General features: G+C 68.8%; 26 protein-coding genes and 1 tRNA gene. 14 read left to right on the forward strand and 13 right to left on the reverse strand.

The features are described from left to right. Nucleotides 1-10: 10 nt before the first annotated feature. Together ACFQ27_RS13115 and ACFQ27_RS13120 are read right to left on the reverse strand one after the other, a co-directional pair. Entirely contained in the window at nt 11-574 is a 564-nt protein-coding gene (locus ACFQ27_RS13115) for a hypothetical protein (protein ID WP_374345521.1), read from the reverse strand. A gap of 85 nt (nt 575-659) precedes the next feature. Then, nucleotides 660-743: transfer RNA gene (locus ACFQ27_RS13120), tRNA-Leu, on the reverse strand. 153 nt (nt 744-896) lie between these two features. On the opposite strand from ACFQ27_RS13120, the gene ACFQ27_RS13125 reads away from it, so the two are divergent. The 3 genes from ACFQ27_RS13125 (at nt 897) to ACFQ27_RS13135 (ending at nt 3,468) form a co-directional block, all read left to right on the forward strand. After that, nucleotides 897-1,229: a FeoA family protein gene (locus ACFQ27_RS13125; protein WP_377353891.1), complete on the forward strand. Its 333-nt coding sequence runs from the start codon at nt 897-899 to the stop codon at nt 1,227-1,229. Continuing rightward, nucleotides 1,226-3,094: a ferrous iron transporter B gene (gene feoB, locus ACFQ27_RS13130; RefSeq protein WP_377353892.1), complete on the forward strand. Its 1,869-nt coding sequence runs from the start codon at nt 1,226-1,228 to the stop codon at nt 3,092-3,094. The genes ACFQ27_RS13125 and feoB overlap by 4 nt, the downstream gene beginning before the upstream one ends. 83 nt (nt 3,095-3,177) lie before the next feature. Continuing rightward, entirely contained in the window at nt 3,178-3,468 is a 291-nt protein-coding gene (locus tag ACFQ27_RS13135; RefSeq protein WP_377353894.1) for a hypothetical protein, read from the forward strand. Here the strand turns inward: ACFQ27_RS13135 and ACFQ27_RS13140 are convergent. The 6 genes from ACFQ27_RS13140 to hppD are packed head-to-tail and all read right to left on the reverse strand — an operon-like array spanning nt 3,443 to nt 8,511. After that, on the reverse strand, nt 3,443-3,958 hold the full coding sequence (locus ACFQ27_RS13140) for a MarR family winged helix-turn-helix transcriptional regulator (protein ID WP_377353895.1): 516 nt from the start codon (nt 3,956-3,958) through the stop codon (nt 3,443-3,445). The genes ACFQ27_RS13135 and ACFQ27_RS13140 overlap by 26 nt on opposite strands. Next, nucleotides 3,955-4,962 (reverse strand): fumarylacetoacetate hydrolase family protein, encoded by a 1,008-nt coding sequence (locus tag ACFQ27_RS13145; protein WP_374348751.1) that lies wholly within the window; start codon nt 4,960-4,962, stop codon nt 3,955-3,957. Before ACFQ27_RS13145 ends, ACFQ27_RS13140 begins: the two co-directional genes overlap by 4 nt. Before the next feature lie 39 nt (nt 4,963-5,001). After that, a complete protein-coding gene (locus tag ACFQ27_RS13150; RefSeq protein WP_374348753.1) occupies nt 5,002-5,280 on the reverse strand; it encodes a hypothetical protein in 279 nt (92 codons plus the stop codon). Continuing rightward, on the reverse strand, nt 5,281-6,414 hold the full coding sequence (locus ACFQ27_RS13155) for a homogentisate 1,2-dioxygenase (protein WP_377353896.1): 1,134 nt from the start codon (nt 6,412-6,414) through the stop codon (nt 5,281-5,283). It lies immediately after the preceding gene. Then, the gene (locus ACFQ27_RS13160; RefSeq protein WP_377353898.1) at nt 6,414-7,400 is read right to left on the reverse strand and encodes an isoaspartyl peptidase/L-asparaginase family protein; all 987 of its coding nucleotides are present in this window, start codon (nt 7,398-7,400) and stop codon (nt 6,414-6,416) included. The genes ACFQ27_RS13155 and ACFQ27_RS13160 overlap by 1 nt, the downstream gene beginning before the upstream one ends. A gap of 10 nt (nt 7,401-7,410) precedes the next feature. After that, a complete protein-coding gene (gene hppD / locus ACFQ27_RS13165; protein ID WP_374348760.1) occupies nt 7,411-8,511 on the reverse strand; it encodes a 4-hydroxyphenylpyruvate dioxygenase in 1,101 nt (366 codons plus the stop codon). Between the two features lie 112 nt (nt 8,512-8,623). On the opposite strand from hppD, the gene ACFQ27_RS13170 reads away from it, so the two are divergent. From ACFQ27_RS13170 to ACFQ27_RS13200, 7 genes are all read left to right on the forward strand, one after another. After that, entirely contained in the window at nt 8,624-9,202 is a 579-nt protein-coding gene (locus ACFQ27_RS13170) for a YqaA family protein (RefSeq protein ID WP_374348762.1), read from the forward strand. Between the two features lie 29 nt (nt 9,203-9,231). Continuing rightward, nucleotides 9,232-9,750, forward strand: coding sequence for a disulfide bond formation protein B (locus ACFQ27_RS13175; protein WP_377353899.1), 519 nt, complete (start codon nt 9,232-9,234; stop codon nt 9,748-9,750). Then, entirely contained in the window at nt 9,747-10,310 is a 564-nt protein-coding gene (locus ACFQ27_RS13180; protein WP_374348768.1) for a demethoxyubiquinone hydroxylase family protein, read from the forward strand. The genes ACFQ27_RS13175 and ACFQ27_RS13180 overlap by 4 nt, the downstream gene beginning before the upstream one ends. Beyond that, a complete protein-coding gene (locus ACFQ27_RS13185; RefSeq protein ID WP_374348770.1) occupies nt 10,307-10,954 on the forward strand; it encodes a GNAT family N-acetyltransferase in 648 nt (215 codons plus the stop codon). Before ACFQ27_RS13180 ends, ACFQ27_RS13185 begins: the two co-directional genes overlap by 4 nt. Further along, nucleotides 10,951-12,150 (forward strand): MFS transporter, encoded by a 1,200-nt coding sequence (locus tag ACFQ27_RS13190; protein ID WP_377353901.1) that lies wholly within the window; start codon nt 10,951-10,953, stop codon nt 12,148-12,150. The genes ACFQ27_RS13185 and ACFQ27_RS13190 overlap by 4 nt, the downstream gene beginning before the upstream one ends. Before the next feature lie 59 nt (nt 12,151-12,209). Then, nucleotides 12,210-13,178, forward strand: a complete 969-nt coding sequence (locus ACFQ27_RS13195; protein ID WP_377353902.1) for a retroviral-like aspartic protease family protein — start codon at nt 12,210-12,212, stop codon at nt 13,176-13,178. A 317-nt stretch (nt 13,179-13,495) separates the two neighbouring features. Next, nucleotides 13,496-13,987 (forward strand): hypothetical protein, encoded by a 492-nt coding sequence (locus ACFQ27_RS13200; protein ID WP_377353903.1) that lies wholly within the window; start codon nt 13,496-13,498, stop codon nt 13,985-13,987. On the opposite strand, the gene ACFQ27_RS13205 is transcribed toward ACFQ27_RS13200, so the two are convergent. Further along, complete coding sequence (locus tag ACFQ27_RS13205) at nt 13,960-14,523, reverse strand: HNH endonuclease (RefSeq protein ID WP_377353915.1); 564 nt, start codon at nt 14,521-14,523, stop codon at nt 13,960-13,962. The two genes, ACFQ27_RS13200 and ACFQ27_RS13205, sit on opposite strands and share 28 nt — an antisense overlap. Nucleotides 14,524-15,370: 847 nt before the next feature. Here ACFQ27_RS13205 and ACFQ27_RS13210 point away from each other — a divergent pair. From ACFQ27_RS13210 to ACFQ27_RS13220, 3 genes are read left to right on the forward strand one after another with little or no spacing between them, the layout of a single operon-like run. After that, the gene (locus ACFQ27_RS13210) at nt 15,371-16,000 is read left to right on the forward strand and encodes a TetR/AcrR family transcriptional regulator (protein ID WP_374342529.1); all 630 of its coding nucleotides are present in this window, start codon (nt 15,371-15,373) and stop codon (nt 15,998-16,000) included. 10 nt (nt 16,001-16,010) lie between these two features. Beyond that, entirely contained in the window at nt 16,011-16,865 is an 855-nt protein-coding gene (gluQRS, locus tag ACFQ27_RS13215; RefSeq protein ID WP_377353904.1) for a tRNA glutamyl-Q(34) synthetase GluQRS, read from the forward strand. After that, nucleotides 16,858-17,754: a DMT family transporter gene (locus tag ACFQ27_RS13220; protein ID WP_374342533.1), complete on the forward strand. Its 897-nt coding sequence runs from the start codon at nt 16,858-16,860 to the stop codon at nt 17,752-17,754. The genes gluQRS and ACFQ27_RS13220 overlap by 8 nt, the downstream gene beginning before the upstream one ends. Here ACFQ27_RS13220 and ACFQ27_RS13225 read toward each other — a convergent pair. Continuing rightward, the gene (locus tag ACFQ27_RS13225) at nt 17,742-19,154 is read right to left on the reverse strand and encodes a protein adenylyltransferase SelO (RefSeq protein WP_377353905.1); all 1,413 of its coding nucleotides are present in this window, start codon (nt 19,152-19,154) and stop codon (nt 17,742-17,744) included. The two genes, ACFQ27_RS13220 and ACFQ27_RS13225, sit on opposite strands and share 13 nt — an antisense overlap. Before the next feature lie 104 nt (nt 19,155-19,258). On the opposite strand from ACFQ27_RS13225, the gene nhaA reads away from it, so the two are divergent. Beyond that, on the forward strand, nt 19,259-20,452 hold the full coding sequence (gene nhaA / locus ACFQ27_RS13230) for a Na+/H+ antiporter NhaA (protein WP_377353907.1): 1,194 nt from the start codon (nt 19,259-19,261) through the stop codon (nt 20,450-20,452). On the opposite strand, the gene ACFQ27_RS13235 is transcribed toward nhaA, so the two are convergent. From ACFQ27_RS13235 to ACFQ27_RS13245, 3 genes are all read right to left on the reverse strand, one after another. After that, entirely contained in the window at nt 20,449-21,387 is a 939-nt protein-coding gene (locus ACFQ27_RS13235) for an alpha/beta hydrolase (protein WP_377353908.1), read from the reverse strand. The two genes, nhaA and ACFQ27_RS13235, sit on opposite strands and share 4 nt — an antisense overlap. Nucleotides 21,388-21,496: 109 nt before the next feature. Further along, nucleotides 21,497-22,936: an aldehyde dehydrogenase family protein gene (locus ACFQ27_RS13240; protein WP_374342541.1), complete on the reverse strand. Its 1,440-nt coding sequence runs from the start codon at nt 22,934-22,936 to the stop codon at nt 21,497-21,499. Nucleotides 22,937-23,049: 113 nt separating this feature from the next. After that, nucleotides 23,050-23,985, reverse strand: a complete 936-nt coding sequence (locus ACFQ27_RS13245) for an SMP-30/gluconolactonase/LRE family protein (protein WP_377353909.1) — start codon at nt 23,983-23,985, stop codon at nt 23,050-23,052. Between the last annotated feature and the right edge of the window lie 110 nt (nt 23,986-24,095).

Genomic DNA, 24,095 nt, shown 5'->3' on the forward strand with positions numbered 1-24,095 from the left:
CCCGCCGCCCTCAGGGGGCGATGGGGTACTGCACGGTCTGGACCTTGGTCTTGCACTGTTCGGCCCGCGACGCGTTCATGTCGCTGACCTGCTTCTTGACCACCAGCTTGTCGCCCTGGACGACGGCGCTTTGCAGGCAAGGCACAAAGCTCTCGCCCAGCACGGTCAGCACATGGACCGGCCGGGTCGCCGGCGCCAGCAGGTCCGGCTTCGTCGCCACCACATCGATCCGGTAGGCGTAGATCTCATTGCCCGTCTGCTTGAGCACGAACACGCCCGAGGTCGTCTTGCCCAGCACCTGATAGCTGAACGGCTCGTCCTCGATCACGGTGGAGACCGTGTCGCCCGCCACCTGCACCGGCTGGTCGTTGAAGGCCCAATTGCTCTCCTGGCAGGTCTCCAGGACGATGGATCGCACGATGATCCCGTTGTCGCTGGCCCAGGGGGCCATCTTCTGCAGACAGACCGGATTGATCGCCTTGCCCCCCAGGTTGAACCCCTGGAACGGCTCCGCCGCCTGGGCCTGAGCCGCCATGGCCCAGAGCACGCCGATCACGGCCAGATGTCTGATCATTGGAATCCCCCCTCGGGCGCGCCTGCCCAAGGCCGAGCTTCCCCGCCCGACCGGGGGTCCGTCAACATCAAGGTCCCGCCGCAAGTGGTGCCCCAGGCCGGACTCGAACCAGCACGCCTCTCGACAGCAGATTTTGAGTCTGCCGCGTCTACCATTTCGCCACTGGGGCCAGCGGGGCGCGCAATGTAGCGGAGGCTTGATCCCGGTCAACGCGCTGCACACGTTTGAGCGCGCAAAGTCGCAGGGCTGAAGACTCCCCTCGACGGACGCGGGGGCAAATGATAATCGTTCGCAATAGGGGCGCGTGACGAGGAAGGCCCGGATGAACAATCTGTCGATCGAGCGTGCGGCCCTGGCCGAGGCCGGCCCTGTCGGGGCGGCCATCGTGCGCCTGAGCGAGGCCTCGCCCGGCGACCGGGGCGCCATCATCGAGGTGCGCGCCGATTTGGCCGAGACCGATCACGGGGTCGACCGCGAGGAACTGCAGCGCCGGCTGTTGGAGTTCGGCTTCGTCGAGGGCGCCCGCATCGAGGTGATCCACGAGGGCCTGTTCGGCCACGACCCCATCGCCGTGCGGCTGGACGACATGCGCGTGGCCCTGCGCCGCCGCGACGCCGACGAGGTGCTGTTCATCCTGGACAAGCCCGGCGTATGAGCGAGGCTGTTCTGCCGCCGGCGCGCGTGGCGCTGGTGGGCAATCCCAATTCCGGCAAGACCGCCCTGTTCAACGCCCTGACCGGCAGCCGCCAGAAGGTGGCCAACTATGCCGGCGTGACCGTGGAGCGGAAGGAAGGGGTGATCGTCACCCCCGCTGGCCGGCAGATCTTTGTCCTCGACCTGCCCGGCACCTATTCCTTACGCGCCCGCAGCCCGGACGAGGCGGTGACCCGCGACGCGGTGCTCGGCCAGCTGGCCGGGGAGACCCCGCCCGACGTCATCGTCTGCGTGGCCGACGCCACCAACCTGCGCCTGGTGCTGCGCCTGATCCTGGAACTGCGCCAGGTGGGGCGGCCGTTGGTGCTGGCCCTGAACATGTACGATATCGCCCAGCGCCAGGGCCTGCGGATCGACCTTGAGGGCCTGAGCCGCGAGATCGGCGCGCCCATCGTCACCACCGTCGCCACCCGTAAGCGCGGGATCGAGGACCTGGTGGCCCAGATCGACGCCGCGACCCTGGACGCGGCCCAGGCGGCCGAGAACCGCTGGCAGGCGCCGGACGCCAGCCAGATCCGCGACGCCCACCGCGAGGCCCAGCGGATCCTGCGCACCTATGTCCGCCCGCCGGAGCGCCCCGACACCCTGACCGGCAAGGTCGACGGCGTGCTGCTGCACCCGGTCGGCGGCCTGGCCATCCTGTTGACCCTGCTGTTCGTGATGTTCCAGGCGGTGTTCACCTGGGCCGCGCCGGTCATGGACCTGATCGACGGCGGCGCGGGCGCCCTGGGGACCCTGGTGGGCCAGGCCCTGCCTGACGGCATGTTGCGCAGCCTGATCGTCGACGGGGTGATCGCCGGCGTCGGCAGCGTGCTGGTCTTCCTGCCGCAGATCCTGATCCTGTTCCTGTTCATCATCCTCCTGGAGGACAGCGGCTACATGGCCCGGGCCGCCTTCCTGATGGACCGGATCATGGGCGGCGCCGGCCTGCACGGCCGCGCCTTCATCCCCCTGCTCTCCAGCTTCGCCTGCGCCATCCCCGGCATCATGTCGACGCGGGTGATCGACAGCCGCCGCGACCGGCTGACCACCATCCTGGTGGCGCCCCTGATGACCTGTTCGGCGCGCATCCCGGTCTACACCCTGATCATCGGGGCGGTGATCCCGCAGAAGACTGTGTTTGGCTTCGCCAGCCTGCAGGGCATGGTGATGTTCGGGCTCTACGCGGCCGGCATCCTGTCGGCGCTGGGCGCGTCCTTCGTCATGCGGCGCTTCTTCTGGCGGGGCCTGTCCGAGCCCTTCATGATGGAGCTGCCGACCTACAAGGCGCCGGATGCGGCCAATGTGGCGCGCCAACTGCTGCAGCGGGCCCAGATCTTCATCAACCGCGCCGGGCGCATCATCCTGCCCTTGATGATCCTGGTCTGGTTCCTGTCGACCGTCCCCGCAGCGCCCGCCGGGGCCACCGGCCCGGCCATCGACTACAGCTTCGCCGGCATGATCGGCCGCTTCATCCAGCCCATCTTCGCCCCCATCGGCTTCAACTGGCAGATGGTGGTGGCCCTGGTGCCCGGCATGGCCGCCCGGGAGGTCGCCGTCGCCGCCCTGGGCACGGTCTATGCGGTGGGCGGCGAGGCCACGACGGCCCTGTCCGCCACCATCGGAGCCCAGTGGTCCCTGGCCTCGGGCCTGGCCTTCCTGGCCTGGTACGTGTTCGCGCCCCAGTGCGTGGCCACCCTGGGCGTCGTGAAGCGGGAGACCAACAGCTGGAAGTGGCCGACGGTCATGTTCGTCTACATGATGGCCCTGGCCTATCTGGCGGCCTTCATCGTCTACCAGAGCGCCGTCGCCCTCGGGGCTGGTTAAGATTTCGCCCGCTCCGGTTAAGCGCGCCCCTTTATCGCCCGTTAAACGTGCGCACCCTAGGATGGGTTCGGGAGGGCTAGCCCATGACGCTTGCGCGGAATTCCCACGTCCGGATGACGCCGACGGCCGAGGTCATCGCCTGTCAGATCCGGGAGACCCTGTTGCTGTTCGGGGGCGAGGCCCACCGCAGGGACGTGATCGCCCAGCTCGCGCGGGACCGGGGTCTCGACGTCCGCCGCATTCCGCCGGAGCTGGAGCGGGAGGTCATCGACAGCTTTGAACGCGCCTGCCGCGCCCAGGCCCTAGGCCTGCACCCCAAGTTCGGCGAAGGCTCTCACCGCTGGGCGGTCAGGACCCGAGCCCTGGCGAGCTGACCGGCGGGGTGTCGCCGCCCAGCGCATTGGCCGCGCCCTGAAGCCGGATCAGCAGCCGCTTGAGCAGGGCCACCTCGCTGGGCGCCAGGCCGGCGATCAGCGCCGCCTCATAGGCCAGGGCCAGGGGCGAAATCTCCGCGTGCAGCCGCGCGCCCTCCAGGCTCAGGGACAAAAGGTGCGAGCGGCCGTCGGAGGTGTGATCCGCCCGTTGCACCAGCCGCCGCTTGGACAGCCCCTGGGCCGCGCGGCTCACCGTCACCTTGTCCATGCCGGTGCGGGTGACGATGGCGGCCTGGGTCAGGGCGCCGTCCTCGGCCAGCACACAGATCAGCCGCCATTGCGGGATGCTGAGGCCGAAGCGGTCCTCATAGGCCCTGGCGATCAGGCCGGAGACGGCGTTGGACGCCACCGACAGCCGGTAGGGCAGATAGGCGTCCAGCTTCAGGTCACCGGGGGCGGCGTCCTGGCGCGGCTGGGACGGGGCGTTCATGGCTGGGCGACGTCCTGTTCGATGGCTCCAAAGATGGAGTGGCGGCGGGCGTCGCGCATTTCAATCCTGACGCGATCTCCGCGCTTCAGGAACGGCGTGCTGGGCGCTCCGTGGGCAAGGGTCTCCACCGTGCGAAGCTCAGCGAGGCAGGAATAGCCGACACCGCCCTCGGCGATGGTTTTCCCTGGACCGCCGTCCGGACCGCGATTCGACACCGTGCCGGAGCCGACGATGGTCCCGGCGCCCAGCGCCCGGGTCTTGGCCGCGTGGGCGATCAGGGTTCCGAAGTCGAAGGTCATGTCGACCCCGGCGTCGGCCTCGCCCAAGAGCTTGCCGTTCAGCTCGACCTCCAGGCGGCCGTGCAGCTTGCCGTCCTTCCAGGCGTCGCCCAGGGCGTCCGGCGTCACCGCCACGGGCGAGAAGGCCGAGGCGGGCTTGGACTGGAAGAAGCCGAAACTCTTGGCGATCTCGCCGGGGATCAGGTTGCGCAGCGAGACGTCGTTGCAGAGCATGACCAGGCGGATGGCGGCCAGCGCCTCCTCCCGGCCGGCGCCCATCGGCACGTCGCCGGTGACCACCGCGATCTCGCCTTCCATGTCGCAACCCCAGGCCTCGTCGGCCAGGGGGATCGGGTCGCGCGGGGCGAGGAACCCATCGGAGCCGCCCTGGTACATGAGGGGATCGGTCCAGAAGCTGTCGGGCATGTCGGCGGCGCGGGCCTGACGCACCAGGGCCACGTGGTTCACATAGGCCGAGCCGTCGGCCCACTGGAAGGCGCGCGGCAGCGGGCTCTCGGCGGCGTGCTCATGGAACCGCACGCGGGGGATCGAGCCGTGCTCCAGGCTCTCGGCCAGGCCCTTCAGCAGGGGCTCGCAGCGCTCCCAGTCATCCAGGGCCGCCTGCAGGGTCGGCGCGACATCATTGGCCTCCACGCACCAGGCCAGGTCGTTGGACACGACCACCAGGCGGCCGTCTCGGCCCCACTTCAGCGACGCCAGCTTCACGCGTTTCTCCCTTTCCGGACTCGAGCGCCGGATTCAGACTCAGACTTCAGACCGTGGGATGATCCGGGTCAACTTCACACCCTGTTCGTGGGCCTCCGGCTGGAAGACCACGACCTCGACGCAGATGTCGCCGCGGGCCTCACCGGCCCACAGATAGTTGCGCTCGAACTGGGCGGTGCGGCCGGCCGGGGTGAAGCCCTCATAGGTGTCGCCCCAAGGGGTGACCTGGGCCAGCTCCCGCCAGCTCATGGCGCAGGCGCGGTCCAGTTCCTCGGCGGCGGCCTCGGCCAGGTCGGCCTTGCGATCGATCTGCGCCATTCAGCCCTTCCAGCTGTCCACATAGGCGGTGTTCTCCACCGCCTGCGCCGCCTCGCCCACCTCCAGCGGATCGCGGGTGTCGATCATCACGGCGTATTCGTCGGTGGCCGGCTTCGCCTGGACCAGCATGTTCTTCAGCGCCTTCGGGTGCGGCCCATGGGTGAAGCCCGAGGGGTGGAAGGTCATCATGCCGGCGTCGATGTTATCCCGGCTGAAGAAGTCGCCCGCGTGGTAGAACAGGACCTCGTCGAAGTCGTCATTGTTGTGGAAAAACGGCACCTTGAGCGCACCGGGATCGGTCTCGAAAGGCCGGGGCGCAAAGGTGCAGACCACGAAGCGGTCCGACAGGAAGGTGGTGTGGACCGATGGCGGCAGGTGATAGCGATGGCTGACCAGGGGCCGCAGGTCCTTGATGTTCAGCCGCACCGGGGCGAGCTCGCCATGCCAGCCCACGGCGTCCAGCGGATTGTAGGGATAGGTGGCGATGGAGACCTGGCCGCGCTTCTTGATCTCGACCGGGAATTCGCCCTCCAGGGCCTGATGGTCGCGGAAGGCCGCGTCCATCTGCGGGATGTCCAATATGGCGGGGTCGAAGAAGGCGTGGCCGCCCAGCAGGCCGCGATCCGGCAGGGTGTAGTGGGTGTTGGTGGCCTCGATCATCAGGATCGCGGTGGGCGCGGCCGGATGCAGCCGCCACATCGTCCCGCGCGGCAGATAGAGATAGTCCCCCGCCGCATAGGCGATGCGGCCATAGTCGCAGAACAGGTCGCCCTCGCCCTGGTGGACGAACAGGAGTTGGTCGCCATCGGCGTTGCGGGCCAGGGCCAGCATGGCGGGGCCGAGCTTCCAGAACCGCACCTCGGTCGCGGCGTTCCTCAGCACCACCGGCGCAGCCCAGGGCGAGGCCTGGGCCTCCTGCAGTCGGGCGAGGTCAAAGGCCCGGGGCCGCAAGGGGCCCTCGAACTTCACCCAGCCGGTGGGGGGGCGGCGATGATGCAGGAAGGCGGCGGGCCCGAAGAACCCCTCCTTGGAGATCTCCCGCTCATAGGTGCCCTCGGGCAGGTCCGCATGGGCCTGGCGCGAATGGGTTCCTTGCGCCCCGCGAACGGGGATCCAGTTGCGCGATCCAGCCATCAGAAGTCGTCCTTGTAGACGCCGATCACCGGCGCGCCGCCTGCGGCGAGCCGGGCCCGGTACATGCCCGAGGTGTTGAAGCTCCAGGCCAGCGCCCCGTCCGGCCCGGCCGCGATCACCCCGCCGTCACCGCCGAGCGCGGTCAGCTGGTCCTGGACCACGGCGTCGGCCGCCGCCTGCAGAGACAGGCCCTTGTGCCGCACCAGGGCGGCGATCTCGTGGGCCACGGCCAGGCGGATGAAGAACTCCCCCGAGCCGGTGGCCGATATGGCGCAGGCCTGGTCCGAGGCGTAGGTCCCGGCGCCGATGACGGGTGAATCGCCGATCCGGCCCCAGCGCTTGGCGGTCATCCCGCCGGTGGAGGTCGCCGCCGCGACATGGCCATGGATGTCCACCGCCACCGCGCCCACCGTGCCATGCTTGCCCTCATCATGGGCGAGTTCGGCGCGGGGGTCCTGCGACGCGCCGGGCGGCCGGGGCGGAACCGGCAGGCCCTGGGCCTCCAGGGACCGCACCAGGCTCTTCCAGCGACGCTCGGTGAAGAAGTGGCCGGGGTCCACCGGCTCGACGCCCAGGCTCTCGGCGAAAGCGTCGGCGCCGCTTCCCATCAGCATGACGTGGTCGGAGCGCTCCATCACCGCCCGGGCCAGGGTGATGGGGTGGGCGGCCCGGGTGACGCCCGCAACAGCGCCGGCGTCCAGGGTGCGGCCATCCATGATCGCGGCGTCGAGCTCATTACGCCCCTCGGCGGTGAACACCGCCCCCCGCCCGGCATTGTAGAGCGGGTCATCCTCCAGCAGCCGAACCGCGGCTTCCACCGCGTCCAGGGCGGAGCCGCCGCGCGCGAGCACCTCGCCGCCGGCCCGGATGATCCGCTCGAGCGAAGCGCGATAGGCCGCCTCCTGTTCAGGCTTCAGCTGGCCGGGCGCAATAACGCCGGCCCCTCCATGGATCGCGATCGCCCAGCGGGCCGAGGTCTCACTCATGGACGCCAGACTAGTCCTGGTTCGCCGGCAGCACACCCCGGCGGATCTGGTCCAGCTCGATGGACTCGAACAGGGCCTTGAAGTTGCCCTCGCCGAAGCCCTCATTGCCCTTTCGCTGGATGAGCTCGAAGAAGATCGGGCCGATCATGTTCTCGGTGAAGATCTGCAACAGCAGGCCCTGGCCCTCGGTCGGCGCGCCGTCGACCAGGATCTTGTTGGCTTGCAGCCGCTGGACGTCCTCGCCGTGGCCGGGGACGCGGGCGTCAATGCCCTCGAAATAGGTGTCGATGGTGTCCTGGAAGCGGACGCCCCGCGCCCGCATGGTCTCGACGGCGTAGTAGATGTCGTCGCAGCCGAGCGCGACATGCTGGATGCCCTCGCCCTTATAGTCCTTCAGGAATTCCTCGATCTGCGAGTGCTCGTCCTGGCTCTCGTTGAGCGGGATGCGGATCTTGCCGCAGGGGCTGGTCATGGCCTTGGAGACCAGGGCCGTCTGCTTGCCCTCGATGTCGAAGTAGCGGATCTCGCGGAAATTGAAGATGCGCTCGTAGAAGTCCGCCCAGGTGGCCATGTGGCCGCGATGGACGTTGTGGGTCAGGTGATCGAGATAGGTCAGGCCAACGTCGTTTTCGGCCATGGCCGCCTCGGCGCCCGGGATCGGGACGAAGTCGACGTCATAGATCTCCTGCGCCCCATAGCGGTCGACCAGATAGAGGTTCGAGCCGCCGATGCCTTCGATGGCCGGGATGTTCAGCTCCATCGGCCCGACAGGTCCCAACACCGGCTTGGCGCCCCGCTCCACCGCCAGCTTGAAGGCCTGGGCGGCGTCGCGCACCCGAAAGGCCATGGCGTTGGCTGACGGCCCGTGGGCGGCGCGGAAGTCGGCGGCCTGGCCCTGAGGCTCCATGTTCAGGATGAAGTTGATGTCGCCCTGGCGGAACCGCAGCACGTTCTTGGACCGGTGCTTCGCCACCGCGGTGAAGCCCATCAGCTCGAACAGGCCCTTCAGCCGTTCCGGTTCCGGCGAGGTGAATTCGACGAACTCGAACCCATCGGTGCCAAGGGGGTTATCGAACAGGTCGCGGGTCGCCTGGGGGGTATGGACGTTCATGCTCGCCTCCAGCGGATATGGTATCGTTTGAAACTATCTGCACCAGGCGAGGGCGCGAGACAAGCGCCGCCTCGGCTGGTAGCTAACCTGTGATCGTCCTCCCCGGGGTCCCATGCTTCGCAAAACTTATGACTGGGTCATGCGCCAGGCCGGTTCGCGCCACGCGCCCACCACCCTGTTCGCCGTGTCCTTCGCCGAAAGCTCGTTCTTCCCGATCCCGCCGGACGTGATGCTGGCGCCGATGGTCGTGGCGCGGCCGGACCGGGCCTATGTCCTGGCCGGGATCTGCACCCTGGCCTCGGTGCTGGGCGGGATCCTGGGCTATGCGATCGGCTACTTCCTCGAGCCGGTGGGCCACTGGCTGCTGGCGTTGATGGGCCATGCGAACGGCGACGCCGCCTTCCGCGCCTGGTTCGAGCAGTGGGGCCTGATGGTCATCCTGATCAAGGGCCTGACCCCGATCCCCTACAAGCTGGTGACCATCGCCTCGGGCCTGGCCCACTTCTCGTTCTTCACCTTTGTCTGGGCTTCGGTGGTGACGCGCGGCGCGCGGTTCTTCCTGACCGCGACCCTGCTCAAGTACTACGGCCCCAAGGTGCAGGAGGAATTCGAGAAGCGGATGACCCTCTACACCGGCCTGCTGCTGGGCCTGATCGTGATCGCCGTGATCGCGCTAAAGGTCTTGGGCTGAGGCGCGTTTTGGGCTCATATCCCGCGACCATGAGCGCCTTCCTCCGCGTCTTCCGCGACCACTGGCTGTTCTGGGCGCTGCTCGCCTCCGCCCTGATGCTGGCCATCGCCCACGCCTTCGAAACCTTCGGAGGCTACGCCCCCTGCACCCTGTGCCTGCGTCAGCGGGAAGCCTATTGGATCGCCGGGACCATCGCCCTGGCCGGGATCCTGGTGACCCGCCTGCCGACCCAGCGCCGCCTGCGCTGGATGTTCGACGCCGCGGTCGCGCTGGCCTTCGCCTATGGCCTCTATCTCGCGATCTACCATTCAGGCGCCGAGTGGAAGTGGTGGCCCGGCCCGACCACCTGCTCGGGCGGCGGCGGCCAGGTCAGCCTGGACGCCCTGTCAGCCCTGGCGGACGGCACCGCGAAGATCAAACCGCCGGCCTGCGACCAGGCGGCGTGGCGGATGTTCGGCCTGTCCATGGCCGGCTGGAACGCCCTGATCAGCCTCAAGCTCCTGGTCTGGAGCGTCATCGCCCTCCTGCATGATCGGCGACCCGCATGACTGAGAAGCCCATTCCCATGCGCCCGGGCCTGGGCGCCCCCAAGGCCCGCCTGGCGGAGATCCTGCGGGTGGACCACGCTGGCGAGCTCGGCGCCGTGCATATCTATCGCGGCCAGCGCGCCGTCCTGGGCGCCGCCCGGGGCCATGAGCGCACCGCCGCCCAGCTGGCGGAGATGGAGGGCCACGAGGCCGTCCACCTGGCCCGCTTCGACCGGCTGCTGACCGACCACGGGGTGCGCCCCACCCTGATGACCCCGCTCTGGCGCGTGGCGGCCTTTGCGCTCGGCGCCGGCACCGCCCTGTTGGGCGACAAGGCCGCGCACGCCTGCACCGAGGCCGTCGAAAGCGTGATCGAGGGCCACTATGCCGGCCAGATCGCCGAGCTTGAGGACCGCGACCCGGAGCTGGCGGCCGAGCTGTCCAAGTTCCGCGACGAGGAGCTGGCCCACCGCGACCTGGCCATCGAAGAGGGCGCCAAGGAGGCGCCCGGCTACGCCCTGCTCTCCGCCGTCATCCAGGCCGGCTGCAAGGCGGCCATCAAGATCAGCGAGAAGATATGACCCCCGACGCCATCGAGGCTCTTCGGCGGGGCGCCGAGGCCCCGATGACCACCGGCGTCGCCGACATTCCGCGGGTGGCCGACGACCTGTCCGCCGCCTTCGCCACCGATCCCCAGTTCGACTGGTTCATGCGCGACGACGCCCAGCGGGAGCCGGCGCGCCTGGCCTTCTTTCGCCTGCTGCTGGCCGCCATGGCCCTGCCGGACGGCGAGGTGATCGCCCCAGCGAGCGGCGGCGCGGCCTCGATCTGGATCCCCTCGACCAAGCTCGGCCCCGGCTCGCTGGTGGATGAGCTGCGCGTCCTGCCCACCATCCTGCGCGCCACCGGCTTTTCCCGCTTCGGGCGGCTGGCGGCCATGCGCAAGGCGATGGATGAGAACCACCCCATGGACCGGCCCCACGCCTATCTGTGGTTCCTGGGCGTGCGCCCCGAGGCCCAGGGGATGGGCGTCGGCTCGCGCCTGCTGGCCGCGGGCCTGGCCAAGGTGGACGCCCAAGGCCTGCCAGCCTTCCTGGAAAGCTCCAACATCGCCAACGTGCCGCTCTACCGCCGCTACGGCTTCGAGGTGATCAAGGAGTACCGGCCCCGGGCCGACGCCCCGCCGATCTGGGCCATGTGGCGGGAGGCCCAAAGCCCGGCATGAGCCCGGCGGCGCGCCTGCTGATCGCCGCCCGCGCCCTGCGCGCCTTCGGCGACGGCGTCGTCGCCCTGCTGCTGCCGCTGCACCTGACTGCCCTGGGCTTCAGTCCCGTCCAGGTCGGCGCCCTGACCACCGCCACCCTGTTGGGCTCGGCCGCCCTGACCCTGCTGGTCGGCCTGGTGTCGCACCGTCTTGCGCCGCGCGCCCTGCTGTTCGCCGCCTGTGGCCTGATGCTGGCGACCGGGCTCGCCTTCGCCGGCGTGAAGGACTTCTGGGTGCTGATGCTGGTCGGGTTCGTGGGCACGCTGAACCCCTCGGGCGGCGACGTCAGCCCCTTCCTGCCGTTGGAGCAGTCCCTGCTGGCCCATGCCGGGCCGGACGCCGATCGCACCAAGCTGTTCGCCCGCTACAGCCTGACAGGATCCCTGGCCGCAGCGGCGGGCGCCCTGGCCCTGGGCGTCTTCGACCGACTGGGTCGCGGCGTGGGCCTGGACGGCCTGCAGATCGGCCGGGGCCTGTTCCTGCTGTACGGCGGGATCGGCCTGGCCGTGGCCCTGATCTATCGGCAGCTGCCGAAGATTGCGCCCGAGGCGGAGCCTCCGCGCACGCCGCTTGGCCCGTCACGGCCCCAGGTGCTGAGGCTGGCGGCCCTGTTCAGCCTGGACAGTTTCGGGGGCGGTTTCATCGTCCAGTCGCTGCTGGCCCTGTGGCTGTTCCGGACCTTCGGCCTGTCCCTGCAGGCGGCCGCCGCCTTCTTCTTCTGGGCCGGGGTGCTCACCGCCTTCTCGCAGCTAGCGGCCGGGCGGCTGGCCAAGCGGATCGGCCTCGTCAACACCATGGTCTTCACCCACATCCCGGCCCAGCTGTGCCTGATCGCGGCGGCCTTCGCCCCCAATCTGCCTGTGGCTCTGACCCTGCTGCTGATGCGCGCCAGCCTGTCGGCCATGGATGTGCCGGCCCGCACCTCCTACGTCATGGCCATCGTCACCCCGGCCGAGCGCGCCGCCGCGGCCAGCGTCACCAATGTCCCGCGCAGCCTCGCCTCGGCGCTCAGCCCGTCCCTGGCCGGCGTCCTGATGACCGCCAGCCCCTTCGCCTGGCCCCTGGTGATCGGGGGCGGGCTAAAGATCGCCTATGACCTGGCCCTGCTCGGCCTGTTCAGCCGAGTGAAGCCGCCGGAGGAACAAGCTTCGGCTTGAATTGCCGAGACCGGATAACGACGTTAGCGTCACAGTCAAACGCCAGGGGGACCTTGGGCATGACGCCGGACCGCCGCCAGTTCGCAGGCCTGATGGCCGCCGCCGGTCTCGCCGGATGGCCCAGCCTCGCGAGCGCCAAGATCACCATGCCCGCGCCGCCCCCGGAGCCCGAGGGCCTGATCCCGCCGCCGGACGACGTCGAAGGCAAGGACCCTACCCGCGTCTCGACCGGCCAGGACAAGTCCTTCCGCATGACCGCCCCGGTCAGCGTCAATGGCCAGGGCCCCTTCCCCTTCCTGGTGGACACCGGCGCGAACCGGTCCTGCGTCAGCCTGGACCTGGCCGAACGCCTGCAGTTGCCCGCCGGGCCGCCCGTCAACCTGCACACCGTCGCCAAGGTCGGCCTGCGTCCCTCCGTGATCGTTGATCGCCTTCAGGTGGGCGAGCGCGCCCAGCGGCGGGTGCGGGTGCCGGCCCTGAACCTGGTCGGCGCGGACGGCGTGGACGGGGTGCTGGGCGTCGACTGGCTGAAGGGTCGCCGGCTGTTGCTGGACTTCAAGGCCAAGGCCCTGGAGATCCTGGCGCCCATGGCCGAACAGAGCCGGACCGGCCGGGTCGTGGTCCCGGCGCGCCGCCGCTCGGGCCAGCTGACCATGATCGACGCCGATGTGGGCGGGGCGCAGATCAGCGCCATGATCGATTCCGGATCCGAGCTGTCCCTGGGCAACCAGGCCCTTCGCAAGCTGGTGTCCAGCTCGCGCAGCGTGCGCGCCTCGGACTTCCGCCGGGTCTCCATCACCACGGTGATCGGCGAAAGCTTTCCAGGCGACCTGCTCTATGTGCCCTTCATGCGCCTGGGCGGGCTGACCATAGGCAACGCCCCGGTGGTCTTCGCCGACACCCACGTCTTCAAGCTCTGGGATCTGCACGAGAAGCCGGCGGTGATCCTGGGCATGGACCTCCTGACCCAGTTCAACGCCGTGGCCCTGGATTTCGGCCGCTCGACCGTCCGGTTTGACTTTACCTGAGCTAGAGGGACTCGCCCATGACGCGAGTTTTTTCTGGTACGCCACACCCATTTTGGGTCAGATTCAGAACTTCTTAATCGTGCGATGGACAAATAGTCGCACCTCGCGCTGGCGGCAGTAGGTCGCGATCGCGGGAAAAAATCAAAGTCAGATCGGTAGCTTAGGTTTCCGCCGCCGCCGACACGGCCAGCTCGCGTCGCCGCGCGAGGGTCGCTGCGCGGAGTCTTGTCGAAAAAGTCGACGAGCCGCGCACGAGACCGGGCCACCCCCGCCTGACACGGTTCGCGCCTGGCGCGGACCTGACGGAGATATGTGTCATGAGCACCGCCTGGGACCTGCTGCTGCAACACCGTGCGGACATTCTCGACCAGCTGCAGTCCGCCCGGAAAAAAGCGGAGGCGCCCTTCCTGGCCGAACTGGAAAGCACCAACCGCGCGCTGGAAGCCCTGCGCGGCGGACGGCGTGGACGCAAGCCAGGCGCCGCCCTCTGCGAGGCTGAGCCTCAAGCCTTCGCCGCCGCGATCCGCGCGGCCACGGCGACGCCCCGCGGCCGCCAGCGCCGTAGCCTGAAGGAGATGGTGCAGATCGCCCTGCGCAGCCACGCCGGCCCCATGGACCTCGAGACTCTGACCCAGGCCCTGGAACAGCGCTGGAACCGCGCCTTCAGCGCGTCCCAGGTGGAGCTGCAGCTGATCGCCCTGAAGCAGGAGGGCGCGGCCGAGGCCGATGGCGAAACCTGGATGGCTCTGGAACGCCGCGCCGAGCCCAGAGGCGAGCCCGCTCAGGCCTCCAGCTCGATGTCCCAGTAGAGATAGTCCAGCCAGCTTTCATGCAGGTGGTTCGGCGGAAAGCGCCGCCCGCGTTCCTGCAGCTCGAAGGCGCTGGGCCGGCGGGGTTTGTGGAAGGGGTGCATCGACGCCTCCAGAGGCGTGCGGCCGCCTTTACGCAGGTTGCAGGGGGCGCAGGCGGTGACGATGTTTTCCCAGGTCGTGCGCCCGCCCCTTGAGCGCGGCGCCACGTGGTCGAAGGTCAGGTCCTCGCCCGAGCCGCAGTACTGACAGCTGAAGCTGTCGCGCAGGAACAGGTTGAAGCGGGTGAAGGCCGGCGGCCGGTCCTGGGGGACAAAGATCTTCAGCGCCACGACGCTGGGCAGCTGCATTTCAAAGGACGGGGAGCGGACGACCTGGTCATAGGTCGAGATCACGTCGACCCGATCCAGGAACACCGCCTTGATCACCTCCTGCCAGGGCCACAGGGACAGGGGATAGTAGCTGAGCGGCCGAAAGTCGGCGTTCAGCACCAGCGCCGGGGCGCCGGACGGCGGGCGACTAAGCACCTGCATGATCAGATCTCCCAAACTGGAGTCGTCGCAGGCGCTTCAGCGCGAAGTTTTGGCAAGCGCAGAGACTGAAGACAGAACCTCCACCGCAGACGCCATCGGCGATCTGGAGCGGAAGCCTGAGGGGCTCTAGGCCCGACCTCCGCGAGGCCAGTATCCCGACGCCCGAAAACTATAGGAGCGATTCTGGGACATTCCCATGACGGACTGCGCAGGCCGTTCGGGAAAGTTGGAAACTTATGCGGGTCTCGTCCGACGGCTTCAGGGAGCTTAGTCGCCGGACGAGGCCAGGCGCGCCGACATCAGGCGCCGACAGCGGCGGTGGCGCCGGCCAGCACGACAGCCAGCACAACGGCGAGAACGGAAACGGTGGCGTCGAGCGCGCGGGCGAAACGGGGAGCAGTCATGGGTTTGTCCTCCTAGATGCCGGATCGGGCCGGCCCCCTCGTCCATCTGGACAACGCTAAGATAGTCGCAAACTAAGCAATGTACAGATTCATTTTACACTGTACGGCATGCAAAAATGCATGAGGGTAGCTGTGTGGTGAAGGCAAAGAAAAAGGGGACCCGCAAGGGTCCCCTCCATCGTCGCAGGACGCTTCAGTCTTAGATCAGCGCAACCGCCACGGCGCCGGCGGCCACCAGGGCCAGCACGATCAGATAGGCGGGGGCGATCCGGTCGAAGAAGCGTTCGACGTTGGTGATTTGAGCGAGAGACATGACACACACCTTTCAGTTGGAACCCCCGGGGGAGCGGGGGCGTATTCATTTGAACGATGCTTAGATAGCCACCCATCTGAGCGGTGTCAAGATGATCTTTACGGCGCCTAGATATAGTTTTACGGTGACCCCGATGAGCGAAGCTGCAGCGCCCGAATCCCGGCCCTATCACCACGGCGACCTCCGCCGCGCCCTGATCGACGCCGCCCGTCGGCTGCTGGAACAGGAAGGCCCGACCGCCCTGTCCCTGCGCGCCGTGGCCCGTGAGGCCGGCGTCAGCCCGGCGGCGCCCTACCATCACTTCAAGGACAAGGGCGAACTGCTGGACGCCGTGGCCCATGAGGGCTGGGAGATGCTGAACTCCGCCATGGTCCAGGCCCGTGGCGACGCCGTCAGCGTCAAGGACAAGATGGCCGCGCTGGGCGTCGCCTATGTCTGTTTCGCCCGCGACAATCCCAGCCTCTATCGCGTCATGTATGACGGCTCGCGCGATAAGGAAGACCTGCCCATGCATCTCCGCATGCAGGAGGACAGCGCCTATTGCCAGGTCCGCGACACCCTGGTGGACGCCGGCGCCGACCCCACCGATGAGGTCGCCCTGGAACTGGCCACCACGGCGGCATGGTGCGCCGCCCACGGCCTGGCCGAGATGGCCTCCTTCAAGCAGTTCGACCACCTGAAGGATGCGGTCGGCGGCGAACTGGCCTTCTTCCGCGGGGTGTTCGAGCACATGAAGGTGTTCGCCGAGGACAAGGACGCCTAAACCGTCCAGCGTGGACGCCGCCTTCGTCACCCGCTTCGCCCCCTCCCCCACCGGCTACCTGCACCGGGGGCACGCCTATTCCGCCCTCACCGCGTGGACCGCCGCCCATGAGGTCGGCGGCCGCTTCATCCTGCGCATTGAGGACATCGACCGCACCCGTTGCCGGCCGCAGTTCGAGGCGGCCATCTACGAGGACCTGGCCTGGCTGGGCCTGAGCTGGGAGACGCCGGTGCTGCGCCAGTCGGATCACCTGGCCGACTATGAGGCGGCGGTCGCCGACCTCGCCGCACGGGGCCTCGCCTATCGCTGCTTCCGCACCCGCAAGGAAATCGCCGAAGAGATGTCGCGCGCCCCGCACGGCGCGATGGACGCCTGGCGCGGCGCACCCCTGCCCGCCGATGAGGAGCAGGCCCGGCTGGCGGCCGGCGAACCCTTCGCCTGGCGGCTGTCCCTGGCCGCCGCCGAACAGGCCCTCGGCGGCTTCGAGAGCCTCAACTTCCTCGAGGCTGGCGCAGGCCCAACTGGTGAGACCGGCAGGATCGCCGCACGCCCCGAACTCGGCGGCGATGTCGTGCTGGCCCGCAAGGACGTCGGCGTCGCCTATCACCTGGCCGTGGTCATGGATGACGCCCGCCAGGGGGTGACCCACGTGATCCGCGGACAGGACCTGTTCGAGGCCGCTCACGTCCAGCGTCTGCTGCAAGCCTTGCTCGACCTGCCCACACCGGTCTATCGGCACCATCCATTGCTCGTCGGGCCGGACGGCAAGCGCTTCGCCAAGCGCGACCGGGCCGAGACCCTCGCCGAGCTGCGCGCCAGGGGAATCAGTCCGACGGCGTTGCGACAGGAGCTGGGATTTGACTGAGGCCCAACACGAACAGGGACGCGGCAGGGCCTTGGCCGTCCTCTTGATGGGCGCCTGCGTTATCGGCCTGGCGCCGATCCTGGTGCGGCTGTCCGACGCCGGGCCCTCGGCCACCGCCTTCTGGCGCCTGACCTTTTCCCTGCCCCTGCTAGCGCTGTTGTCCCTGCGCTCCGGCGGGGTCGGCGCGCCCAGCAAGTTTACGGTGCTGGCCGGGGTGGCCTTCGCCCTCGACCTCGGCTTCTGGCACTACGGCATCGCCTACACCTCAGTGGCCAAGGCGACGGTGCTGTCCAACCTGACCCCTGTGGTGGTGACCGCCGTCTCCTGGCTGGTGCTCAAGCAACAGCCGCGCCGCCTGTTCCTGCTGGCCGTCGCCCTCGCCGTCGCCGGCGCCTGGATCATGGCCGCGGCCAGGGACTCCGGCGCGCTCGGCAAGGCGCCGACCCTGGGCGACGCCTTCTCGGCCGCCACCGCCATCTGGTACGCCCTCTACTTCCTGGCCGTCGGCGCCGCGCGCCAGACCCAAGGCGCGACCCGCATCATGTTCTGGTCGTCCCTGACCGGCGCGCCGCTGATGATGATCGCCGCCCTCTTGCTGGGCGAGCCGCTGTTGCCGGTGACGGCCGGCGGCTGGGCGGCCTGTGTCGGTCTGGGGATCATGCACGTGGCCGGCCAGGGCTCCATCGCCTGGGCGCTCGGCCGCCTGCCGCCGGCCACCGCCTCGGTGACCGTCCTGGTCCAGCCGGTGGTCGCCGCCCTCCTGGGCTGGATCCTGTTCGACGAGGTGTTCGGCCACCTGCAGATCCTGGGCGCCGCCGTCGCCCTGTCCGGCGTCGTGCTGGCCCAGTGGTCCTCGCGGGTGCGGGCGGCGGCGCCTCAGAGCGAATAGGCCAGCCGGGCCTCCTCGATCGCCGCCAGCTTGGCGTTGAACGGGCCCCAGTCGTCCCGCTCGGCGATGGCGGCCCAGAGGGCCTCGATCTCGTCGATCAACAGCTCCTGCGGCTCCGTCCTCTGGAAGTAGGCCGCCTGCAAGCGCTCCGGCCGGTCGGGCTCGGTGTGGGCCAAGAGGGTGCGGAAGTTGGCGAACTGCCGCTCGTTGTAGATCTCCGCCCGCGGGCCAGACATGGCGCGAGCCTCGTCGGCGCAGAACCAGTCGAAGAAGAACGGCTCCCAGCGCAGGGGCTCGCCGCCGGCCGCCAGCGCCTGGAAGGCGGCGTTGACCAGGGCGGTGTCGTGGTCCTGGGACTTGGGCTTCAGGCCCAGCCGGCGCAGCATGGCCGCCCGCAACTCCGCCCGATATCCATCGGGAAACTCGTTCAGCGCCCCGATCAGGTCGTCAGGCTCGGCCACCGCCGACAGCGCCCCGCCCAGGGTCTGGAGGTTCCAATAGACCGCCTCCGCCTGGCGGCCGAAGCTGTAGAGGCCCTGCTGGTCGAAATAGGCGGCGACGAAGTTCGGGTCATTGCGGGGCAGGAAGCGATAGGGGCCATAGTCGAAGCTCTCCCCCGTCACATTCATGTTGTCGGTGTTGAGCACCCCATGGACAAAGCCCGCCGCCATCCAGCAGGCGACCATCTTCGCGGCGTTCTCCACCACCATGGACAGCATGGCCGCCGTGCGGTTCTCGGCGTTGTCGACCTCGGGGTAGTAGGTGGCGATCACATAGTCGACGAGCCTGGCGATATTGTCCGGCCGCTCCAGGAAGGCCTGGCGCTGGAAGGTCCCGAACCGGATGTGGCTGTGCGACAGGCGCACCAGCACGGCCGACCGCGTCGGGCTGGGCTCGTCATTGCGCTGCAGGTGTTCGCCCGTCTCGATCAGGGAGAAGGTCTTGGAGGTCGGGACGCCCAGGGCCTCGAGCATGGCCGTCGCCAGCACCTCGCGCATCCCGCCCTTCAGGGTCAGGCGGCCATCCGCCGTGCGCGACCAGGGCGTCTGGCCCGAGCCCTTGGTTCCCAGGTCCAGCAGTCGGTCGGACCCGGCTTCGCGCATCTGGGCGAAGGTGAAGCCCCGGCCATCGCCCAGGTCGGGGTTGTAAACCCGGAACTGGTGGCCGTGATACCGTTGGGCCAGCGGGTTCGGAATGTTGCCCGGCAGGGGCTGGAACCGGCCGAAGTGGGCGATCCACTCCGCGTCGGTCAGGCCGTCCAGCCCCACGCTCGCCGCCGCCCGGTCGTTGCGGTAGCGCAGGATCGTCTGCGGGAAATCGGCGGCGGCCACCGGATCGGCGAAGTCGGGGCCGAGGTCAGGAAGCTTCGGGTCGGGGCGGTAGGCGGGCGAGACGGGCATGGCCTCCACATGGCGCGGCGCTATCGGACGCACAACCCCGACGCCACGTCGTTTCCCGCCCCGATTGTCATGTTCCGGACGCGGAGCACATGTTAGCCAGGGGCATGTCCCGTCGACCGACCCTTGAGTTCCTGAAGACCGAGGCCGCGTCCGGCCTGATCCTGGTGGTCGCCGCCGCGGCCGCCATCATCGCCGCCAACTCGCCCCTGGCCGACCGCTATGTGGCCTTTGTCGCCCACCCCCTCACGATCCAGATCGGCGCCTTCCACGAGACCAAGCCGGTTCTGAAGTGGGTCAAGGAAGGGCTGATGGCGATCTTCTTTTTCGTCGTCGGTCTGGAGATCAAATACGAGATTCTGCGCGGGGAGCTGTCCAATCCCCGCCGCCTGGCCCTGCCGGTGCTGGGGGCGCTAGGCGGCATGATCGCGCCCGCCCTGGTCTATCTGGCGTTCAATATGGGGCCCGGCGGCGCGCCGCACGGCTGGGCCACGCCCACCGCCACCGACATCGCCTTCGCCCTGGCCGCCCTGGCGGTGGCGGGGCCTAAGCTGCCGCCGTCGCTGCGGGTGTTCCTGCTGACCCTGGCCATCGCCGACGACCTGGGGGCCGTAGCCCTGATCGGCATCCTGTTCACCTCGCAGATCAACATATGGGCGCTGGGCGCGGCGGTCTCGGCCCTGGCCCTGATGGCCCTGATGGGGCGCTGGAAAAATGCGCCCTACCTGTTCTACGCGGTGCTGTTCGCCATCGTCTGGGGCTTCACCCTGGAGAGCGGGATCAACACCTCCCTGGCCGGCGTCGCCGCCGCCATGACCGTGCCCATCGGCGCCCGCCGACATGGCCAGGCCGGCGTGCTGGCCGACTTCATGCGCAGCCTGCACCCCTATGTGGCCTATCTGATCCTGCCGCTGTTCGCCTTCGTGGCGGCGGGCTTCTCGTTCAAGGGCCTGTCCATCGGCCAGCTGTTCGGACCGATTCCGCTGGGGGTGGCCCTGGGCCTGTTCGTCGGCAAGCAGATCGGCGTCTTCGGCCTGTCGGCCCTGGCCATCGGCCTGAAGCTGGCGCGCAAGCCCACCGGCGCGCGTTGGGCCGAACTCTATGGCGTCTCCCTGCTGTGCGGGGTCGGCTTCACCATGAGCCTGTTCATCGGCGGCCTGGCCTTCCCGCCGGGCGACACCGCCGCCCAGGCCGGCGTGCGCCTGGGCGTCGTCGCGGGCTCCCTGCTCTCGACCCTGGTCGGCATGGCGGTGCTGGCCGCCTGCCAACGCGCCCGGGACGAGGAGCCCGCTGAAACCTAGGCCAGCGCCGCCTTCAGGAAGGCCGCCGTGTCGCGGGCGATCTCGTCCACCTTCGGGGAGACGTCGCCCAGGATGTAGAAGTCGTGGACCATGTCGTCGTGCTGGACATGGGTCGCCTTCACCCCGGCGGCGATCAGGCGCGCGGCGTAGTCGCGGCCCTCGTCCTTCAGCGGGTCATAGCCGGCGGTCACCACCAGGGCCGGCGGCGTGCCCGCCACATCAGCCTTGGAGCCCAGATTGGCGCGATGCGCCTGGGGGTGGCCGTCCGCGGCGAGGTTCTTTTCGAACCAGGTCATGACTTCCTTGGTCAGCAGAGGACCATCCAGGTCCTTACGCGACTGGGTCAGTTCGTCCGGCCAGATGCCCGGATAGAGCAGCAGCTGGAAGGCGAGCTTGCGCTGGGCGTCGCCCTTCAGGTCGATGGAGACGCTGGCCGCCAGGTTGCCGCCCGCCGAGCAGCCGCCGACGGCGATGCGCTTGGCGTCGATCCCGAGTTCCGCGGCATGGTCGAAGACCCACTTGGTCGCGGCGAGCGCGTCGTCGTGGCCGGCCGGGAAGGGATGCTCCGGCGCCAGCCGGTAGTCGATGGCGATGACCCGGATCCCGGCGTACTTGGCCAGGCGGCGGCAATGGCCGTCATGGCTGTCGAGGTCGCCGATCACGAAGCCGCCGCCGTGGAAATAGACCAGACCCGGCGTCACCGCCGGCGCGCCGGCCGGCGTGTAGAGGCGGGCCGGGATCGGCCCGTCAGCGCCGCCCACGGTCAGGTCGCGGGTATCGACGTCCTTGGGCGCGCCCTGGTTCTGGGCCGAGCGCTGCATGGTGTAGCCGGCCCGGACCAGTTCGGCCGGCAGCTGGTCCAGGGGCGGCGGCGCGGGCTGGCCGGCGGCCGCAGCGGCCTGTTCGTCCAGGAAAGCCTTGATATGCGGATCCATGGGGCGCTCCTCCGAAGCGTCAGCGGGCCGTTCTTCGGCGGCCTCGCCCATCTGGTCATAAAAAAACGGCCCCTTCTCCGCCGGGGAGAAGGGGCCGCCTGGTCAAGCCTTACTCAGCGGCTTCCTTCGGCGCGTAGCCGAGCATCGCCTTGGTTTCCAGGAACTCGTGGAAGGCGTAGTCGCCCCACTCGCGCCCGTTGCCGCTCATCTTGTAGCCGCCGAACGGCGCCATCATGTCGCCGCCGCCGCCGTTGATCGACACTTGGCCGGCGCGCAGCTTCTTGGCCACGTCGCGCGCCTTGGAGAGGTCCTCGGCCTGCACATAGGCGGCCAGGCCGTACTCGGTGTCGTTGCCGATGGCGATCGCCTGGTCGAGGGTCTCATAGCCCAGGATCGACAGGACGGGCCCGAAGATCTCTTCCTTGGCGATGGTCATCTCGTTGGTGACGTTGGCGAAGACGGTGGGCTTCACATAGTAGCCCTTGTCCAGGCCGTCCGGACGGCCGACGCCGCCGGTGACCAGGGTCGCGCCTTCGTCGATGCCGGCCTGGATCAGCTTCTGGATCTTGTTGAACTGAATTTCCGAGACCACCGGGCCGAGTTGGCTGTTGCCGTTCGGGTCGCCGACGGTGACCTGGCTGGCGGCTTCACGAGCCACCGCGATCGCTTCGTCCATCCGCTTGGAGGGGACCAGCATGCGGGTCGGCGCGTTACAGGACTGGCCGGAGTTGGTCATCATGGTGGCCACGCCACGGGCCACGCCCTTGGCGAAGGCGCCGTCGTCCAGGACGATGTTCGGGCTCTTGCCGCCCAGTTCCTGGGCCACGCGCTTGACGGTCGCAGCAGCGTTCTTGGCCACCTCGATGCCGGCGCGGGTCGAACCGGTGAAGGAGACCATGTCCACTTCCGGGTGGCTGGACATGGGCACGCCCACGCCGATGCCATCGCCTTGGACCATGTTGAACACGCCGGCCGGGACGCCCGCGGCATGCATGATTTCCGCGAAGATGTGGCCGGTGAAGGGGGCCACTTCCGACGGCTTCAGCACCATGGTGCAGCCCGTCGCGATGGCCGGGGCCACCTTGCAGACGATCTGGTTCAGCGGCCAGTTCCAGGGGGTGATGAACGAGCAGACGCCGATCGGCTCCTTGACGATCATCGTCGGGCCGCGGTCTTCCTCGAACTTGAAGGTCTTCAGGACCTCGATGGCGGTGGCCAGGTGGCCCATGCCGATCGGAACCTGGGCGCGTTGGGCCAGAGACGCCGGAGCGCCCATTTCCTCGGTCACCGCGGTGGCCAGGTCGCCGAAGCGCTTCTGGTACTCGGCCAGGATCCGGCCCAGCACTTCCAGGCGCTCTTCACGGCTGGTCTGGGACCAGGAGGCGAAGGCCCGGCGGGCGGCCATCACGGCCTTGTCCACGTCCTGGGCGTTACCCAGCGAGATCTTGCCGCAGACCTCTTCGTTGGCCGGATTGATGACGTCGAGCGTCTTGGGTTCGACCGGGTCGACCCACTTACCGTCGATGTAGAATTGCAGGTACTCACGCATGGACGTTCTCCCGTGGGTTCGTTGCGCACGCCGGCAGGGTTCGGCCCGGCCGGGTTTCAAACAAGCATTTTAGTGATCGCCGATAAGTGGGGAAGCCCCAATCCGGCGCAAGCTCAATCTCGCTGATGGATATGGGGTTGCCCTGGCGTCGGGCTACGGGTCTTGAGCACATAATCCGCCCGGATCGAGCCGATATAGAGATCCCGGAGGTCCGGCCCGCCCCAGGTGACGTTGGTCGGGTGGTTGACGATCTGTCCGGTGGGGTCGTGGATCACCGTCACCACCTCCAGCGAGGGCGTGATGGCCACCACCTTGTCTGCGCCCGGCAGGCAGACCCAGAGGTTGCCCTCGGCGTCCATGCCCACCCCGTCGGTATAGCCCAGGGTGTCGTGGGCCGGCGCGGGCTCGCCCGGAACCTGCAGGGCGCCCAGCTGCGGCCCGTAGCGCTCGCCCTTGCCCAGCCTGCCGCCCGCCAGGATCGGGAAGCGCAGCACGTCGGCGCCCGAGGTCTGGGCGCAGAACAGGAAGCCGTCATCCGCCGAGAGGGCCAGGCCGTTCGGGAACTTCAGCCCCTCGGCGACGATCTCGCAGGATCCGTCGGGCCGCAGGACGAAGATGAAGCCATCGGTGCGGCCGTCGAGCGCCTGGGGCCAGGTCTCGGCGTGGGTGGAGTTGGCGCACCAGATGTTTCCGGCCCGGTCCACCACCGGATAGTTGGCGCTGGTCAGCCGCCGGCCGCCCACCTCGGCGACCAGGGTTTCATGCTTCCCCGTCGCGGGATCGAACCGCTGCAGCGGCCCCTCCTCGCGGTCATAGATGCCGAAATTGGCGATCAGCACCCGGCCCTGGGCGTCCAGGTTGATGCCGTTGGGCGCGCCGCCCTTGGGACCCAGGCGCTTGAACGACCCGTCCGCGAAGATCTCCGCCACCGCGCATTGGTGATCGGAGGCGAAGATGCGGCCATCCCGGCTCACCACCACGTCCTCGGGCCGGTCGATGCCGACCGCGATCTTGGTAAAGGCCTCCGGCGGGATGGGGCTGAGCGGCATGGGGTTTCCTCGCGGGTCTAGTTTTGCCCCACCCTGACCTTTGCTGCGCCGCGTCCACAAGCCCGCTTGCTCCAAAGGAGTCGGGCCGCTAAAGCCCGGACAGGTCTTGC

The sequence above is a fragment of the Phenylobacterium conjunctum genome (genome assembly GCF_042679085.1).
Taxonomy (GTDB): domain Bacteria; phylum Pseudomonadota; class Alphaproteobacteria; order Caulobacterales; family Caulobacteraceae; genus Phenylobacterium; species Phenylobacterium conjunctum.

Excerpts from the sequence above, each read along its gene's own strand:
- ACFQ27_RS13115 (WP_374345521.1), bottom strand. The coding sequence starts at position 574 with ATGATCAGACATCTGGCCGTGATCGGCGTGCTCTGGGCCATGGCGGCT.
- ACFQ27_RS13125 (WP_377353891.1), top strand. The coding sequence starts at position 897 with ATGAACAATCTGTCGATCGAGCGTGCGGCCCTGGCCGAGGCCGGCCCT.
- feoB (WP_377353892.1), top strand. The coding sequence starts at position 1,226 with ATGAGCGAGGCTGTTCTGCCGCCGGCGCGCGTGGCGCTGGTGGGCAAT.
- ACFQ27_RS13135 (WP_377353894.1), top strand. The coding sequence starts at position 3,178 with ATGACGCTTGCGCGGAATTCCCACGTCCGGATGACGCCGACGGCCGAG.
- ACFQ27_RS13140 (WP_377353895.1), bottom strand. The coding sequence starts at position 3,958 with ATGAACGCCCCGTCCCAGCCGCGCCAGGACGCCGCCCCCGGTGACCTG.
- ACFQ27_RS13150 (WP_374348753.1), bottom strand. The coding sequence starts at position 5,280 with ATGGCGCAGATCGATCGCAAGGCCGACCTGGCCGAGGCCGCCGCCGAG.
- ACFQ27_RS13155 (WP_377353896.1), bottom strand. The coding sequence starts at position 6,414 with ATGGCTGGATCGCGCAACTGGATCCCCGTTCGCGGGGCGCAAGGAACC.
- ACFQ27_RS13160 (WP_377353898.1), bottom strand. The coding sequence starts at position 7,400 with ATGAGTGAGACCTCGGCCCGCTGGGCGATCGCGATCCATGGAGGGGCC.
- hppD (WP_374348760.1), bottom strand. The coding sequence starts at position 8,511 with ATGAACGTCCATACCCCCCAGGCGACCCGCGACCTGTTCGATAACCCC.
- ACFQ27_RS13170 (WP_374348762.1), top strand. The coding sequence starts at position 8,624 with ATGCTTCGCAAAACTTATGACTGGGTCATGCGCCAGGCCGGTTCGCGC.
- ACFQ27_RS13175 (WP_377353899.1), top strand. The coding sequence starts at position 9,232 with ATGAGCGCCTTCCTCCGCGTCTTCCGCGACCACTGGCTGTTCTGGGCG.
- ACFQ27_RS13180 (WP_374348768.1), top strand. The coding sequence starts at position 9,747 with ATGACTGAGAAGCCCATTCCCATGCGCCCGGGCCTGGGCGCCCCCAAG.
- ACFQ27_RS13185 (WP_374348770.1), top strand. The coding sequence starts at position 10,307 with ATGACCCCCGACGCCATCGAGGCTCTTCGGCGGGGCGCCGAGGCCCCG.
- ACFQ27_RS13190 (WP_377353901.1), top strand. The coding sequence starts at position 10,951 with ATGAGCCCGGCGGCGCGCCTGCTGATCGCCGCCCGCGCCCTGCGCGCC.
- ACFQ27_RS13195 (WP_377353902.1), top strand. The coding sequence starts at position 12,210 with ATGACGCCGGACCGCCGCCAGTTCGCAGGCCTGATGGCCGCCGCCGGT.
- ACFQ27_RS13200 (WP_377353903.1), top strand. The coding sequence starts at position 13,496 with ATGAGCACCGCCTGGGACCTGCTGCTGCAACACCGTGCGGACATTCTC.
- ACFQ27_RS13210 (WP_374342529.1), top strand. The coding sequence starts at position 15,371 with ATGAGCGAAGCTGCAGCGCCCGAATCCCGGCCCTATCACCACGGCGAC.
- ACFQ27_RS13225 (WP_377353905.1), bottom strand. The coding sequence starts at position 19,154 with ATGCCCGTCTCGCCCGCCTACCGCCCCGACCCGAAGCTTCCTGACCTC.
- nhaA (WP_377353907.1), top strand. The coding sequence starts at position 19,259 with ATGTCCCGTCGACCGACCCTTGAGTTCCTGAAGACCGAGGCCGCGTCC.
- ACFQ27_RS13235 (WP_377353908.1), bottom strand. The coding sequence starts at position 21,387 with ATGGATCCGCATATCAAGGCTTTCCTGGACGAACAGGCCGCTGCGGCC.
- ACFQ27_RS13240 (WP_374342541.1), bottom strand. The coding sequence starts at position 22,936 with ATGCGTGAGTACCTGCAATTCTACATCGACGGTAAGTGGGTCGACCCG.
- ACFQ27_RS13245 (WP_377353909.1), bottom strand. The coding sequence starts at position 23,985 with ATGCCGCTCAGCCCCATCCCGCCGGAGGCCTTTACCAAGATCGCGGTC.